The following is a 14,150-nucleotide window of genomic DNA, read 5'->3' as shown; positions in this document are numbered from 1 at the left end:
CCGTTTTCTAACGGCGAAAAGCCTTCATGGCCTGTTATCCTATTTTAGTATGCGCTTTTTATTTGTGCTTTATTTCACATTTTTAGTCTACCCTATTAGAATCCCTTACACAAGTTGAATATATTGCAAAAATTCAACTTTCTTGTTGTGTTCCCGTAAGTCGGTGATAAAGTGCAAGCAAAAACCTGAGCGCTCCGCCTTGAAAAGGGCCGCGATGGATTACTTTTCTGCGCAAATCAAAAACATAGGGGTAGATCTGTACAGGATATTCTCTTCCTTATCCCAGATCCTCTCTGAAATATCAGCATCGATCCAAAGCCGGGGAAAACCGATATTGATCAACGCTTCCGCATCCCACTGGGGACGGAGATGCTTGCTGAAAAAAAGTTCCCGGGCGATTTTGTCCCCTTCCTCCGGATCCACATGACCTACTCGTTTAATACCCAGCTGCCTGGCCCGCTCCTGGTCTTCCTCATACCTTTTCTGCATGATCGGGTCATGGAAGCGCAAGTTCCAATTGGCGTCAAAAATAAAGAGCCTCCCCTTTGGCTTCAGCACCCGGTGCCACTCCAGATAGGCGGCCCAGGGATCCTGTAAAATCCAGGTCACATTCCGACAGATCAGCACATCAAAGGTATTGCTGGGGAAGGTAAGGGCATGGGAGTCCATTTTTAATAATTCCACATGAAAACCGGCATTTTGGATATTCATTTTCGCTTCTTTTAACATATTTGATGAACAATCAATCGCCGTCACCCGGTGCCCCATCCCGGACAAAAGCAAGGCAAAAAAACCGGGTCCGGTACCCACATCCAGGACCTTTAAGGGATTTTCTTGAGGCAGATATTCCTTGATCAAAGTCTCCCAGGCTTCCTTTTTAAAGCTATCCAGCTCCCGCCAGATATGTTCGCTGTACCGGGCGGCTTCCCCCTGCCAATAGTTTTCAATACGGCACTGCATCCTGTTTTAACCCTCCCTTTTCGATTAATTAAACCATCTTGTGTCACGGTAAAAAAATTCTTTCCCAAAATCTGCAAAATGAATGTCAAAAAGGCTGTTGTCGGCGCGGTGCAGTATTTTTCCAATCGCCTGATCGATCACGGCCCGGTATTTTAAGATCTGTTCCCGGGTCAGGGAATTGATCTCCACATTTTGATCCATTACGCAGTCTGTTAATCTGGGATAGTACACAGGAGTCTTCATTTTAATGAACAATCCTTTATTGTTTGGCGCATCTAAAGGCTTTTTGACAAAAAAATACACATGCTTTCCTACATCTTCAATAAAAAAATTCTGTTTGCCGATGGTGCAGCCGGTCAGATACTGAATAGCATCCACGGCGCTGGACGAATTAGCCGCCCCGGCAATAAAATCCAAAGAGTTCTCCCGGGTAATATGAAGACTATTCATGGCAATTCTGCTCACCCGGTACCCGATCGCCAGTTCCGGACAGAGATGTCCGTGATAGTTCACCAACCCCATTAATTCCTGAGAAACCAATACTGTTCCGATCGTGAGAGATTCTACTAAAGCCATTTTTCTTTTCCTCCTTATTGATGATGACAATTGGCTCAAAAAACTCGTGACCTAAAACAGGAAAGCCCTGCCTGAATAAGCCAAGACCTTCATGGCCTCATTGTTTATTCTTGAATTTAGACTTGTACCGGGAAGACATCAACCTGCGCCCACTGCCTTTTGATCATAGGATGTCCCTGATTCCCGCTGCTGGGCGGCAATGAACCGGCTATAATAGCCCTTCTTTTTCAAGGAACAATCTCAATCTCATCTTCATGCTTTTTCCGCTCCTACCATAAACATGGGCGTAGACCGGTATAAGATCTTTTTTTCCGGGGTCCAGACCTGGTCGCTGATGTCCACATCCACAAATATTTTTTTAAACCCGCAGTTAATCAAAGCCGGCACATCCCATTGGGAGCGCCGCTTATCACTGAGGAACAGCTGCCGGGCGATGGGGTCGCTTTCGTCCAGGTCGGCTTTATCATGAGGATCTTCAATGCCCATGTCCCGGGCCCGTTTTCTGTCCTCCTCGTATTCTCTCCTGATCTCTGCATCGAACAGGCGCAGGTACCAGTTGGCATCAAAAATCAAGAGTTTGCCGAAAGACTTCAACACCCGGTACCATTCCCGGTAGGCCTCTTCCGGATCCCGCAAGGTCCAGACCAGGTTGCGGCAGATAATTAAATCAAAGGATTTATCCGCATAAGCAAGCCGGTGGCAGTCCATTCTGGCAAACTCAGCCTGAAACCCGGCTTTTTCCGCATTGTTTCTAGCCTCCTCCAGCATGCTTTCCGTACAATCAATGGCGGTGACCCGGTGCCCCAATAAAGAAAGCAGGATGGCAAAAAAGCCTGGTCCCGTGCCGATGTCCAGAACTTTCAAGGACACCCCCAGAGCAGCATTAGACTGGATCAATTCTAGCCAGGCATTCTTCGCCGATCCCTGTAATTCTTTCCGGATCCCTTCACTAAAGTTTTCTGCCGATTGGCTCCAATAATTTTCGATCCGTTCCTGTAAATCCATTTTTGACCCTCCTTTTGAAAACACGCTTTCAATCAGATAGCTGTGTTTACCTTTGCCCTCCTGCTTGATAAAGGGGAAATGTCTGATAAAGTTGATGACAAGCAATATGGTGCTGGGAACCTGCCTCTTTCAGGGCAGGCTTTTCCCGGAAGCAAAGCTCCCAGGCATCCCGGCATCTGGGTGCAAAGGCACACCCCCGGGCTGTATTTTGATTTCCTTTCGGTTCTTCAAAATCAACACCGAATCCCTTGCTTTTTCTCGAATCGCAGGTAAGCACGGAAGAGAAAGGCTTTTTCGTATACGGGTGCTGGAGCTGTTCAAATAAGGGAATATCTTCGATATATTCCACCACAGAGCCAAAATACATCACAGCCAGAGCGTCGGCCAGGTAATATACCGTCTCGATGTCATGGGAAATAAAGAAATAGGACAAATGAAACTGTTTTTCCAGGTACCTAAAAGATTTAGGATTTGGGCCTGCACGGACACATCCAAACTGCTGGTAGGTTCATCCAGCACCACCAGTTTCGGCATCACCGCCAACGACCGGGCAATGCACACCCGCTGCAGTTGGCCGCAGCTAAATTGGCGGGGCAGCTTTTTTCCATCCTTCCTTCAGTCCCCTGGCTCGGGCGTAGATAAACAAAGGGATGCTGCAAATATCCTCATATTCTTGGACTCTATGACCCACTAAAATCTGCCTCTTCCACCTCCCGAACAAGGTCACCATCTCCCTGCAAAAAAACCACTTAGGGACGGCCCCACCGGTCAGCCTTCGTGGTTTTGTTCGGTTTTCCTATGCCTATTTATAAATCAGGGACACCGCCCGTTGTTGTAAAACGTCTGGCAAGAGGTATGCCGTGCTCCTGCCAGCATGAAAGAAGGAAGTCTAACCTCCGGTCCTGCCAAGGAAACCGGAAACTTAAAATCATGAAGAAAATAAAAGAACCATGAAGTTTGATCAGGATTCATCCCGTCACTAACCTTCATGGTTATTTCCTGCCCATTAATTTGTCCTTTAAAGCCTCGTTGCTTATACTGTCTTGCACTTCCCTGCTTCTGCAGAGCGTTAATTTCTTTCTCATAGTAAACGAACAGGTCGTATCTGTCAAGGGTAGAATTCTTGCACAGTGTCAATAATTTTGTCATTTTTCCGTAACCCCGAGAAAACTACGACGAGACAGGCTTCTGTACCAATCATCTTTCGCTGTTTTATTCAGTTTTCCGATCCTATTTATTAATAAAGGACACCGCCCGTTGTTGTAAAACGCCTGGCAAGAGGTATGCCGTGCTCCTGCCAGTATGAAAGAAGGAAGTTTAACCTCCGGCCCTGCCAAGGAAACCGGAAACTTAAAATCATGAAGAAAAATAAAAGAACCATGAAGTTTAACCAGGATTCATCCCGTCATTAACCTTCATGGTTATTGATAATGATAGATTTATTCTTTGAAGCCGAAAAAAGAACTACCCATCCTGTTGCTGTTGTCATTTTGTGCTTCCCTGCTTCAGCAGGGATCCAACTTCCATATTAATCATAAACGAAGGATTCATTTACGTCAAGGTTAAAAATCTTGCGCAAAGTCAGCAATTTTTTCACCTTTTTCCGGCGCATCCCTGCTGATTTCCTGATATTCTCTCTTGGGAGGGACTTTTCCCCAGGGGCATACAGCCAAACATTTGCCGCAGTGCCCCAATCCGTGTCGCTCTTTCACTTCCGTAAAATAGTTGTCGCAGCGTTCCGCCTGGAACCTGAAGCCAATATCCTCTTCCAATTTAAAGGATTTTCCTAAAATCGCCCCCGGGGGGCAAGCATCTACGCAAGCTCTGCATGTGCCGCACCGGTTGGCGATGCCGCCATCGGGGGCCAGAGGGGCGTCGGTCAGGATGGTGGCTAGGCGCAGGCGGGGTCCCACTTTTTCATTAATCAAGCAGCAGGACTTGCCGATCCATCCCAGCCCCGCCAAAGATGCCGCCAGTTTGTGGGAAAATATGCCCTTATACCTGTCATGAATCAATTGCTGGGAAGCGGGCACGGGAAAAACCCGGTATCCCTTTTTGTACAGGTGATTGGCTACGCTTAAAGCGATGGTATCCAGCAGTCTGTTCAGCACCTCATAATAATGGGAGTAAATTTGCTGGGGACCCTCCGTCAATAGATTGATGATCTCCGGAGGGAAAAAAACAGCGAGGGATACCGCTCCGGGATAGCCCTCCAGGGCACCCCCGTAGTTTTGCCGGATATACTCCCGGACACCGCCCATTTCTCCGATCCCTGCTAAATCAGCCCCCAGCCTCCGGGCCAGGGAGAGCACATCTTTTTTCAATGCATGATCATATTCCATCAAAATTTCCCTTCCTTATTTTACCGCACCCACAGCAAACAGCAGCCCATATTCACCAATGATGTTTAACCTCACATTTTTTATTTCTCTATCACCAGCATAAACATGGGACTGGAGCGATATTTCACCTTCTCCTTCTTGTCGTAAACCCGGTCTCCGATATCCAGGTCACAGAAAATTTTTTTATAACCAAGCTCTATCAGCATGGTCAAATCCCACTGGGGCCTGCGCCTTTGACACATGGGCATACTTTTTCGGTAATCGATCATGTCGGCCGTGTAGGAAGGAGGCGCTTCGCCAAACAATCTTTCATATTCCTTTTGGTCCTGCTCATATTTTTTCATCACTGCTTCATCGAATAATCTTAGGTTCCAGTTGGCATCAAAGATGATAATCTTCCCGTCGGGCTTTAAAACTCTTTGCCATTCCTGGTATGCTTGGGGAGCATCGATGAGGGTCCAGGTTACGTTTCTGTTGATAATCAGGTCAAAGCTCTCATCGTCAAAGGCCAGATTTTGTGCGTCGGATACGCGAAAGTCGGCAGCGATGCCGGCATTTTCCGCATTTGCCCGTGCTTCATGGATCATTGCCTCGGTACAATCAATGGCCGTCACCTGATGCCCGGCCTGGGACATGATGATGGCAAAAAAACCCGGTCCGGTGCCTACATCAAGAATATTCATAGGGGTGCTTTTGCCGGCATTTTCCAGAATAATCTCCGTCCAGGCCTGCTTTTTAAAACAGTTTAACTCTGCTTTTATTAAATTGCTGTAATTGTTGGAACCCTCCGTCCAATTCTTAATCAGTTTCTGTTCCGGATTCACCAATTTCACCTCTGATTCTTTGATAAGACAGATACGCCGCAAAAACGGCAGCGTATCTGTCTTTAAAAATTTATTCTTTTACATCCAGCTTCTGCCATTCGATGGGCGCATAGTTATTCACGCCGATTTCAAATCCTGCTATTTTATCCGTGTTGACAGCAAAAGAAGTGATGGGATAATAGATGGGAATGGTGAGGGCTTCTTCGCTGATAAATTTGAATACCGTATCGTAATTCTTTTGCCTTTCTGTTTCGTCAACGGTGTTTAATGTTTTGATAATGTTGTTGTACAGCCCTTCGTCATACCATACCTTTGCGGCATTGCTGGTAGAGAGAATTGTAAACATCTCCAGCAGGGAACCGTGGGGCACCCAGGAATCCGAAGAGGTTCTCATCAGCACAATGTCAAATGCCTTTGTATTCATGGTGGCGTCTTCGTAGCCGTTTTTATCCAAAATGTTGAGATTCACTTTGATGCCCACAGCGGCAAATTCAGATTGCACGAACTCCGCCAGCGGCTTCCATTCAGGGAATTCTTCCGTGGACAACATAAAGTTAAACTCCAGATTTTTCCCGTCTTTTTCGCGGATGCCGTCGCCATTGGTATCTGTGTATCCGGCCCCTTCAAGTAATTGTTTCGCTTTCTCCTTATCATTGGAAAACCCGTAATTGTTTTCCGGCGTAGTATAAGGAACCCCTGTTTGATACAAACCATTGGCTTCTAAACCCAAGTTGTCGAACAAATTTTCTGCAATGCTCTTTTTGTTGATGGCATAGTTCATGGCCAAACGGACATTTTTATCTTGGAATGCCGCCACATCCTGGTTGAAGGCAATAAAATGGGAGCACATGGTCCCTTTGGTAAATGTTTCAAAGGCGCCGGAGTTTTTTAGCTCTAAAAAGCTCTCCATGGGAATTTTTCCGATCAGGTCCCCGCCCAGAATATCCACCTCGCCGCTTTGCAGCGCTAAAACTCTCGCTTGTCCGTCCGTTATTACCTTAAATGTGATGCGATCCACCTTCGGTTTTTCCCCCCAGTAATACGGGTTAGGCACCAGGGTAAATTCCTGATCCTTCGTATAGGATTCCAGCATCCATGGTCCGGTACCCACGGGCTTGGTGAATTTGCCCATCACATCCCCGGGAACCTCCGTGATGGAAGCAGGGCTTAAGAAGCGCACCGGCCTGGGATAGGTCAGCTCGGTCAATATGGGATAGGCCCCGTTTTTAAAGACAATTTTTACCGTATCGTTATCAACCGCTTCCATGCTCTCTACATTGACCGATGTCAGGACGGAATGGCGGTCGTTGTTGACCCATCTTTTCAGGTTAAAGATCACAGCGTCCGCATTGAAATCGGTGCCGTCGGAGAATTTTACCCCTTTACGGAGCTTAAAGGTATATGTTTTGCCGTCCTGAGAAATATCCCAGCTTGTGGCCAGCCGGGGCAGGATCTGTCCGTTTCCCCCGTCTTCCACAAAACCCTCATAGATCATCTTGTATAAGAAGTGGGGACCGTTATAGGTGGCGGCATCCAATTCCTCCATCGCCCCGTCCCGATAGATCGCCACCACAACTTCCTTTTCTTTCTCTTCTTCCGGATTGCTTACCGGGGAATTGCTTTTGCTGCAGCCGGCAAGGATTAAAGAGGCACAAATTAAAAATGCCATCATGGTTATAAAAGACTTTTTCCTCATTTTTTTCCCTCCCAAAAAATTTAATTCAATGGCCATGGCAAAGATGGCAGGCAACATCATGCCTGTCATGCTTCGACATTAAGGCTGGTTGTTCGGTTTTACAAATTTCTTGCGTATACAGGCAGCGATTTTGGAAAACACATCCTTTCTCCGGTATTTTTAGTTCTTCCCCTTCCCGAAACAATATCGTGTTTTTTCTCCTTTTTTTCGGGTCAGGGATCAGGGTTGCCGCAAGAAGCGCTTTGGTATAGGGGTGCTCTGCTTTGTCATTGATCCTCGGGATGATTTCCACAATATTTCCCAGATACATCACCACCACCCGGTCACAGATCTTGTTCACAGCGGAGATATCATGGGAAATAAATAAATAGGTCAGGCCAAATTGCTCCTTCAAGCCGGTGAGTAGGGTTAAAATCTGGTTTTTCAAGGCATAGTCAATGCTGGAAACCGCTTCGTCGCATACGACAAATTCCGGATGCAGGATCAAAGCCCTGGCGATGCCGACTCTTTGCCTCTGGCCGCCGGACATTTCGTGGCTGTATCTGGTCAGATAGGTTTTGCTCAGCCCAACTTTCTCCAGCATGTCCACGATTTTTTTCTCTTGCTCCCCTTGGGACTCGGTGCTGTAATTGTGCAGGGGTTCACCGATGATTTGCTCCACCGTAAAATAGGGGTTAAACGCATTGGCACTGCCCTGAAAGGTCATCTGCATGTTGTTTCTGATTTTCCGCATTTGAGGAAAGGAATAATCTGTGATATCCTGCTCATGAAAAAGGATTCTTCCCCTGGTCGGCTGCTCCAGCTTTAAAAGCATTTTCCCCAAAGTAGTTTTCCCGCAGCCCGACTCGCCGACCAGGCCAAGAACTTCCCCTTTTTTAATGTTTAAGTTTACATTATAAACGGCATACACCTTTGGCTTTGCTTTTTTTTGATAGCATTTATAAAGGCCTTTTATTTCAAATAGATTCATGTTTTCACCCATTTTTCTTTTAAAAAATTGCCTCCAGGAGAGATCTTGTATAGTCATGCTTTGGCGCTTCAAACACCTGATAAACTGTGCCGCTGTCTACGATCTTGCCGTCTTTGATCACATAAACATCATCCGCCATTTGCGCCACCACGCCTAAATCATGGGTGATCAAAACAATTGCCATCCCTTCCTTTTTTAAACGGGTTAATTCTTCCAGTATGGCGGCCTGGGTGGTTAAATCCAGGGACGAGGTGGGCTCGTCTGCGATCAGCACATGGGCCTGGGCCAGCAGTCCCATGGCCACCATCACCCTTTGGCACATGCCGCCGCTAAGCTCAAAAGGATAGCTTTCCAGGATCTGATCCGTATTTTTCAAGCCCACGCGGGAAAGCACATCCCGGAACATCCGGAGCGCCTCTTTCTTGCCGATCCCTTTCTGATGGGTGCGGATGACCTCGGCAAGATGCTTTTTTACCTTTAGCACAGGATTCAGAGAACTGGTGGGATCTTGAAAGATCATGGCGATCTCTTTGCCTCTTATTTTCAAAAGCTGTTTTTCGCTCAGCGTTCTAAGATTCACGCCGTTAAGCCATATTTCTCCCCCGATAATCTTTCCCGGCTGATCCACCAAATTAAAGATGGATAAGGACATCACGGACTTTCCGCTGCCGGAACCGCCTACAAGGGCGGTGATTCTGCCTTTGTATACATCCAGGCTGACCCCGTCTACGGCTTTTACAATTTGTTCTTCCAAATAAAAGTAAGTTTTCAGATTGCGGATCGATAGGACCGGCTGCTCAGCCATTTTGCCCGTCACCCTCCTTTACTACCGCCATATCGCCGGAAGATGGGATCAGGGCATCGTTTAACCCTTCCCCAAAGAGATTGAAGGCCAGCACGGCAAGGGTGATGGCCAGCCCGGGCCAAAGCAGCATCAGCGGCTGTGATGTTAAATACTGCCGGCTGTCGCTCAGCATCACGCCCCAATCCGCCGTTGGGGGCTGGGCACCCAGCCCGATGAAGGAGAACCCGGCCACGTGCATAATCACGGCGGCAATCCTCAGGGTGGCCAGGACGATAATGGGAGAAATTGCATTTAAAGTGATATGCCGGAGGATGATGGAGGTCCGGCTGCTGCCGGAAGCAATGGCCGCCAGGACAAACTCTTTTTCTTTCAGTTTAATCACCATGCTGCGCACGATTCGGGCAAAAGGCGCCCACCAAAGAACCACAAACACAAACATAATATTGACGATGCTGGGCCCCCACACGCCCACAACCGCTAAGGCCAAAAGAGTGGAGGGAAAGGTGGACGCGATATCGGCCAGACGCATGATAAAATTATCCAGCCATCCGCCCACATAGCCGGCAATCATGCCGAGAGGAACGCCCAGCGCCAAGATCAGGGCCGTGGCAATCATTGCCGTGACGAGGCTGGTCCTGACCCCATAAATCAGTCTGGACAGAATACATCGGCCCAGCTGGTCTGTGCCCAGGGGGAATTCCCCGCAAGGCTTGAGCAATTTTTGGGTGAGGTCCACCGCATAAGGGTCGTGGGGGGCCACGACGGGGGCAAAAATACCGGCACATACAAAAATGATGATGATGGCTAATCCCAGCAGGGCTGATTTTTGTTTTTTTAATTTTACCAGCACGTTTCTTTGCAAAATGACGACCATTCCTCCTCTGCGACAGAGAACGGTTCTCCTTTGTCGCATTCTGATTGAGGCATATTCAACAAGCACGAAAGGGGATTTTATTCAAGTTGTATCTTCGGGTCGATATAAAGGTACAAAATATCCAGTAAAAGATTGATCACAATATAGGTGACCGCGACAATGACGATATATCCTTGAATTACGGGCAAATCCTTAAGCTTAATACTATCCACCGCAAATTTCCCAATGCCGTTCCAGGAGAAAATGGTCTCCACCGCGAACTGGCCCGCTAAAAGCCTGCCGAAGTTTACCCCGATCAGGGTGAGACAGGGAAGCACGGCGTTTTTTAATCCATGCTTCAGCAATACGGCATTTTGGCTCAGGCCTCTTGCCCGTGCCGCTCTCATAAAGTCATAATTATTGATTTCGATGAGATTGTTTCTCAGAACTCTGATATAGGTAGCGCCGTAGTTTACGCTCAGGGTAAATGCGGGCAGAAAAATATTTTGAAGTTTGCTTCCGGAAACAACCGGCACCAAATCGAATTGAACGGCAAAAAGATATAAAAGCATCAGGCCCAGCCAAAAATCCGGCATGGCCGCGCCGACAGTAGAGATAATCCGAAAAAAGTGGTCGACCAGGGAATCCTTATATCGGGCGGAAATAAGGGCGATAGGGATGGCGAAAAGAATGGAGATAATCGTTGCGGCAATTGCCAACTTAAGGGTTGCCGGGAATCTGGAGAGGATCTCATCGGCAACGGGTTTTTTTGTTTGAAAGGATATGCCAAAATCAAGCTCCGTAGCTTTTTTCAGCCAGTTAAGATACTGGATCTGAAGGGGCGCATTGAGGCCTAACTCTTCCCTAACTGCGGCAATGTTCTTTTCCGTAACCTCCAATCCTTGGCTGCGGATGGTAATCTCCGCCACATCCCCTGAAGACATATTGCTTAAGGCAAAGGCTAAAATTGTGACAATAATCAGCATAGGAATTATTTGAAGCAACCGTTTCAAAATGAATTTAAATTTTTTCATCCTCTTCTCGCTTTCCAGACGTTAACACCTTTTATAAATATTTTCCATGTAAGGTCCCTATCCCTGAAAAACCACGAAAGAGCATCGTCCATGCCGATCAACCTTTGTGGTTTCGCCCAGTTTTTTTATTCTATTTATGATGAAGGGATATCGTCCCTTGTGGAAAAATGCCTGGCAAGAGGTATGCCGTGCTCCTGCCAGAATATAAAGAAGGAAGTCTAAATCTCCGGTCCTGCCAAGGAAACCGGAATCCTTAAAATCTAGCTAAGGAAATAAAAAAACCATGAAGAAACGGATCGGGTTCATCCCGCCATTAACCTTCATGGTTAAAAAAACTGCTATAGATTGTCCTTTAAAACATCTTGCACTTCCCTGCTTCTGCAGAGCATTAAATTTCTTTTTTATATTAAACTAGCAAGCAATAGATGTCAAGGTGAGAAATCTTGCATAATGTCAGCAATTTTGCCATCTTTATTTTTTCAGAAAATAGGATTTGATATACCCCTTTTACTTCGCGTCCCACTTCAGCACATTGTACAAAAACTGTGCTGCCTCAGCCCGCGACGCGGTATGTACCGGGTTGACATTCCCGTCGCTGCCGTCTACAAGCTTCAGCTTCGCCAGGTTTTGCAGAGGGGCTTGCGCGTATCCGGCCACAATCGACCAGTCGTCAAACTCCACGAACTGCTGTGTGTATCCATCGGGCAGCATATTCATCTTTTCCATCGCGTTGTATGCCATCACAAACATATCCTGCCGTGTGATCGTCGCGTCGGGATTGAATTGGTTGCCGTTCACGCCTGTGACGATACCAAGGGCCTTGGCTTTCAGCACGGCATCGTAGTAATACGCGTTCTCGGGGACATCACCAAACTGCTGCACCATCCCTGCGTCCTGGGGTTCGGGGTTCAGCACCCGCATGAGCATGGTCAGGAACTCGGCCCGGGTCATGGACCGCTGGGGTCCGAACATCTCACCGCCCATCCCGTTAACCACGCCGCGCGCCGCCATATAACGGACCGCCGAATCCATCCACTTACCCGCCGTATCGGTAAAAGCTATAGGGCTGGTAACCGTGGCATCGTATGTCCCGGTCCTGTATACTTTTGCGTAGGCTTTGCGGCCTTCGTACCAGCTGCGCGGAATGACCGAACCGTCCGATTTGATAAAGCCGGCGTTCTGAAAGGCGCCTTTTCAGAAGAGCCCGGACAAGCGCAGAGACGAGGAGAAATTCGATGGAATACACGCAAAACAGTGGGCTTAGAGTACGGCCAAAAAGAGGAAATAAGAAAACTGATGCAGTTTTCTCTTTTTCGCGCTAAAATGGGTGTATAGAAAAATAATGAGAAATAAAATGAACTGAGAAAGAGAGGATCTCATAATGAAAAGATTGGAAGTAAGAGACCAAGATGCCTGTATGTCCTGTTTGGCCTGTGAAGTTTCCTGTTCAGAAGCTTACTACAAAACGTATGATATGCGCAAAACAGCTATTCGGGTCGGATACGAAGGTGATACCCTGAAAACCTTTGTCTGCACTCAATGCGGCAAATGCGCGGAAGTTTGCGAGGTTGAAGCTATTACGCAAAATCCCAAGGGCGTCTACATGATTAACAAGAAAAAATGCGTTTCCTGTGGTAAATGTGTTCAGGCTTGTCCCTATGCTGTCGTGGTTATGGCCAATGACCGTCCAACACCCAGCAAATGCATAGCTTGCGGTATCTGTGTGAAGGCCTGTCCTGTCGACGTATTGGTCATTAGTGAAGCATAAACAAAATCACCGTTTCCCTAAAAAACCACGAAGAGACAGCTCTGCCGCTCAACCTTCGTGGTTTTACTCAGTTTTTCTATTCCAAGCACTCTGCCGCAAGCTCTACCAGGTGCTTGACTCTCACATTGCTCTGGGCATTTTTTAAAGCATGGGACAACTGCATGATACAGGATGGGCAGGCGGACGCTACCACCTCTGCTCCGCTTTCCAGAATAGATTCTACCTTTTTTGCGGCCACCCTCTGGGATAAACGATAATGACTCAGATTAAAAGAACCTGCGGAACCGCAGCACCGGTCCGCCGCTCCCATCTCTACATACTCGTAGGCCGGACTGAGCCGCCTGAGCAATTCTCGGGGTGCCTGCCTGCCGTTCTCCGTCCTTTTCAAGTGGCAAGGGTCATGATAAGTTACCTTGACCCCCATCTCCCGGGGTACTAGCTTGAGGTCCAGCACTTCCACAATAAAACGGTTCACATCCATGAGCTTGCCGGTAAGTTTTGCGGCTTCCTCACTTTCCAACAGCTCCGGATAATCTAGCCAGGTGGACAAACAGCTGGCACAATCACAGATAATATAATCCACCTTCTCATGGCTGAACGCTTGGATATTTTGTTCACCCAAAATCCTGCCCGTAGTAAAGTCGCCGCTGGCAAAAGCAGGCACCCCGCAGCAGAACTGTTCGGGAATAATCACTTCCACCCCATTTGCCTCCATGATTTTTAAAATGCTCTGCCCCACATGAGGGTTGATCAGGTTTGTGACGCATCCCGTAAAATAAGCCACCTTTAACCGGGAACCCGCCACTGCAGTCCGATAGGGCACCTTTTGGCGAAAAGGCGTACCGGCAACGGCCGGCAGCAGCGTCTCGATTTTTGCCAAATCCATCGGCAGCACATGGAGCGCCCGGCTTGACCGCACAAGCTTCTGCACGCCTGTTTTCTGGTATAAATAGAGGCACTTCCCCGCCATATTTAATCGTCCGTTATACCTTAATAGGTGCTGAAAAATATTTTTCTTGATGATGGGGAGACCCCGATCAGTGACTAAATCTTTCCTTGCCATCATCACCAGCTTGTCCCCTGCCACCCCGTTGGGGCAGTTCTCCGCACAGGCGCCGCAGAGCAGGCAGGTGGAAAAAATATCGGCCAGTTTGTCAGTCCAAATTACTTTTCCGGCACGCAAGTGATCTAAAAGTTCCACCTTTCCCCGGGCTACATAAGGTTCTCTGCCCAGTTCCGAGAAAAGAGGGCAATAGGCCTGGCAGCCGCCGCACCTGCTGCACTTGTCCAAGTTTTTTAAATAGTTTTCCTCCATGG

The 14,150-nt window shown here is 47.7% G+C and carries 16 protein-coding genes; 1 reads left to right on the top strand and 15 read right to left on the bottom strand.

What is annotated here, in order from left to right; all coding sequences use genetic code 11:
- Positions 1-219: 219 nt before the first annotated feature.
- The 14 genes from DCMF_RS25300 to DCMF_RS25240 all read right to left on the bottom strand — a co-directional run bounded on the left by DCMF_RS25300 (position 220) and on the right by DCMF_RS25240 (position 12,127).
- Positions 220-960 carry a class I SAM-dependent methyltransferase gene (locus DCMF_RS25300; RefSeq protein WP_148137004.1) on the bottom strand — a complete coding sequence of 247 codons (741 nt, stop codon included), beginning with the start codon at positions 958-960 and terminating at the stop codon, positions 220-222.
- Positions 961-984: 24 nt separating this feature from the next.
- Positions 985-1,536 (bottom strand): formylmethanofuran dehydrogenase subunit E family protein, encoded by a 552-nt coding sequence (locus DCMF_RS25295; RefSeq protein WP_148137003.1) that lies wholly within the window; start codon positions 1,534-1,536, stop codon positions 985-987.
- Between the two features lie 252 nt (positions 1,537-1,788).
- On the bottom strand, positions 1,789-2,541 hold the full coding sequence (locus DCMF_RS25290) for a class I SAM-dependent methyltransferase (RefSeq protein WP_148137002.1): 753 nt from the start codon (positions 2,539-2,541) through the stop codon (positions 1,789-1,791).
- A 46-nt stretch (positions 2,542-2,587) separates the two neighbouring features.
- Entirely contained in the window at positions 2,588-2,974 is a 387-nt protein-coding gene (locus DCMF_RS25285) for an oligopeptide/dipeptide ABC transporter ATP-binding protein (protein WP_214658899.1), read from the bottom strand.
- Entirely contained in the window at positions 2,908-3,138 is a 231-nt protein-coding gene (locus tag DCMF_RS30575) for an ATP-binding cassette domain-containing protein (protein ID WP_418219664.1), read from the bottom strand. The genes DCMF_RS25285 and DCMF_RS30575 overlap by 67 nt, the downstream gene beginning before the upstream one ends.
- A gap of 216 nt (positions 3,139-3,354) precedes the next feature.
- Entirely contained in the window at positions 3,355-3,690 is a 336-nt protein-coding gene (locus DCMF_RS25280) for a hypothetical protein (protein WP_148137001.1), read from the bottom strand.
- A gap of 413 nt (positions 3,691-4,103) precedes the next feature.
- Positions 4,104-4,883 carry an epoxyqueuosine reductase gene (locus tag DCMF_RS25275; RefSeq protein ID WP_148137000.1) on the bottom strand — a complete coding sequence of 260 codons (780 nt, stop codon included), beginning with the start codon at positions 4,881-4,883 and terminating at the stop codon, positions 4,104-4,106.
- Positions 4,884-4,963: 80 nt separating this feature from the next.
- On the bottom strand, positions 4,964-5,707 hold the full coding sequence (locus DCMF_RS25270) for a class I SAM-dependent methyltransferase (RefSeq protein WP_148136999.1): 744 nt from the start codon (positions 5,705-5,707) through the stop codon (positions 4,964-4,966).
- A 70-nt stretch (positions 5,708-5,777) separates the two neighbouring features.
- A complete protein-coding gene (locus tag DCMF_RS25265) occupies positions 5,778-7,403 on the bottom strand; it encodes a nickel ABC transporter substrate-binding protein (RefSeq protein WP_148136998.1) in 1,626 nt (541 codons plus the stop codon).
- 25 nt (positions 7,404-7,428) lie between these two features.
- Positions 7,429-8,373: an oligopeptide/dipeptide ABC transporter ATP-binding protein gene (locus tag DCMF_RS25260; RefSeq protein ID WP_148136997.1), complete on the bottom strand. Its 945-nt coding sequence runs from the start codon at positions 8,371-8,373 to the stop codon at positions 7,429-7,431.
- A 19-nt stretch (positions 8,374-8,392) separates the two neighbouring features.
- The gene (locus tag DCMF_RS25255) at positions 8,393-9,178 is read right to left on the bottom strand and encodes an ABC transporter ATP-binding protein (protein ID WP_148136996.1); all 786 of its coding nucleotides are present in this window, start codon (positions 9,176-9,178) and stop codon (positions 8,393-8,395) included.
- Positions 9,171-10,040: an ABC transporter permease gene (locus tag DCMF_RS25250; protein WP_236860123.1), complete on the bottom strand. Its 870-nt coding sequence runs from the start codon at positions 10,038-10,040 to the stop codon at positions 9,171-9,173. Before DCMF_RS25250 ends, DCMF_RS25255 begins: the two co-directional genes overlap by 8 nt.
- Positions 10,041-10,129: 89 nt before the next feature.
- Positions 10,130-11,065, bottom strand: coding sequence for a nickel ABC transporter permease (gene nikB, locus DCMF_RS25245; RefSeq protein ID WP_148136994.1), 936 nt, complete (start codon positions 11,063-11,065; stop codon positions 10,130-10,132).
- A 507-nt stretch (positions 11,066-11,572) separates the two neighbouring features.
- Positions 11,573-12,127, bottom strand: a complete 555-nt coding sequence (locus DCMF_RS25240) for an S-layer homology domain-containing protein (RefSeq protein WP_257790985.1) — start codon at positions 12,125-12,127, stop codon at positions 11,573-11,575.
- A gap of 319 nt (positions 12,128-12,446) precedes the next feature.
- On the opposite strand from DCMF_RS25240, the gene DCMF_RS25235 reads away from it, so the two are divergent.
- On the top strand, positions 12,447-12,833 hold the full coding sequence (locus DCMF_RS25235) for a 4Fe-4S binding protein (RefSeq protein WP_148136992.1): 387 nt from the start codon (positions 12,447-12,449) through the stop codon (positions 12,831-12,833).
- 76 nt (positions 12,834-12,909) lie between these two features.
- Here DCMF_RS25235 and DCMF_RS25230 read toward each other — a convergent pair whose 3' ends face one another.
- On the bottom strand, positions 12,910-14,148 hold the full coding sequence (locus tag DCMF_RS25230; RefSeq protein WP_148136991.1) for a (Fe-S)-binding protein: 1,239 nt from the start codon (positions 14,146-14,148) through the stop codon (positions 12,910-12,912).
- Positions 14,149-14,150: the final 2 nt, after the last annotated feature.

Origin of the sequence: Candidatus Formimonas warabiya (assembly GCF_002777255.1) — a bacterium.
Classification (GTDB): Bacteria; Bacillota; Dehalobacteriia; order Dehalobacteriales; family Dehalobacteriaceae; genus Formimonas; species Formimonas warabiya.
Note: the sequence above shows the minus strand (reverse complement) of the source record. Positions and strands in the feature narration are given on the sequence as shown.

Bases quoted from the DNA above. Each gene is read 5' to 3' on its own strand.
- nikB (WP_148136994.1), bottom strand. From the start codon at position 11,065: ATGAAAAAATTTAAATTCATTTTGAAACGGTTGCTTCAAATAATTCCT.
- DCMF_RS25275 (WP_148137000.1), bottom strand. From the start codon at position 4,883: ATGGAATATGATCATGCATTGAAAAAAGATGTGCTCTCCCTGGCCCGG.
- DCMF_RS25290 (WP_148137002.1), bottom strand. From the start codon at position 2,541: ATGGATTTACAGGAACGGATCGAAAATTATTGGAGCCAATCGGCAGAA.
- DCMF_RS25280 (WP_148137001.1), bottom strand. From the start codon at position 3,690: ATGACAAAATTATTGACACTGTGCAAGAATTCTACCCTTGACAGATAC.
- DCMF_RS25235 (WP_148136992.1), top strand. From the start codon at position 12,447: ATGAAAAGATTGGAAGTAAGAGACCAAGATGCCTGTATGTCCTGTTTG.
- DCMF_RS25265 (WP_148136998.1), bottom strand. From the start codon at position 7,403: ATGAGGAAAAAGTCTTTTATAACCATGATGGCATTTTTAATTTGTGCC.
- DCMF_RS25260 (WP_148136997.1), bottom strand. From the start codon at position 8,373: ATGAATCTATTTGAAATAAAAGGCCTTTATAAATGCTATCAAAAAAAA.
- DCMF_RS25230 (WP_148136991.1), bottom strand. From the start codon at position 14,148: ATGGAGGAAAACTATTTAAAAAACTTGGACAAGTGCAGCAGGTGCGGC.
- DCMF_RS25255 (WP_148136996.1), bottom strand. From the start codon at position 9,178: ATGGCTGAGCAGCCGGTCCTATCGATCCGCAATCTGAAAACTTACTTT.
- DCMF_RS25300 (WP_148137004.1), bottom strand. From the start codon at position 960: ATGCAGTGCCGTATTGAAAACTATTGGCAGGGGGAAGCCGCCCGGTAC.
- DCMF_RS25295 (WP_148137003.1), bottom strand. From the start codon at position 1,536: ATGGCTTTAGTAGAATCTCTCACGATCGGAACAGTATTGGTTTCTCAG.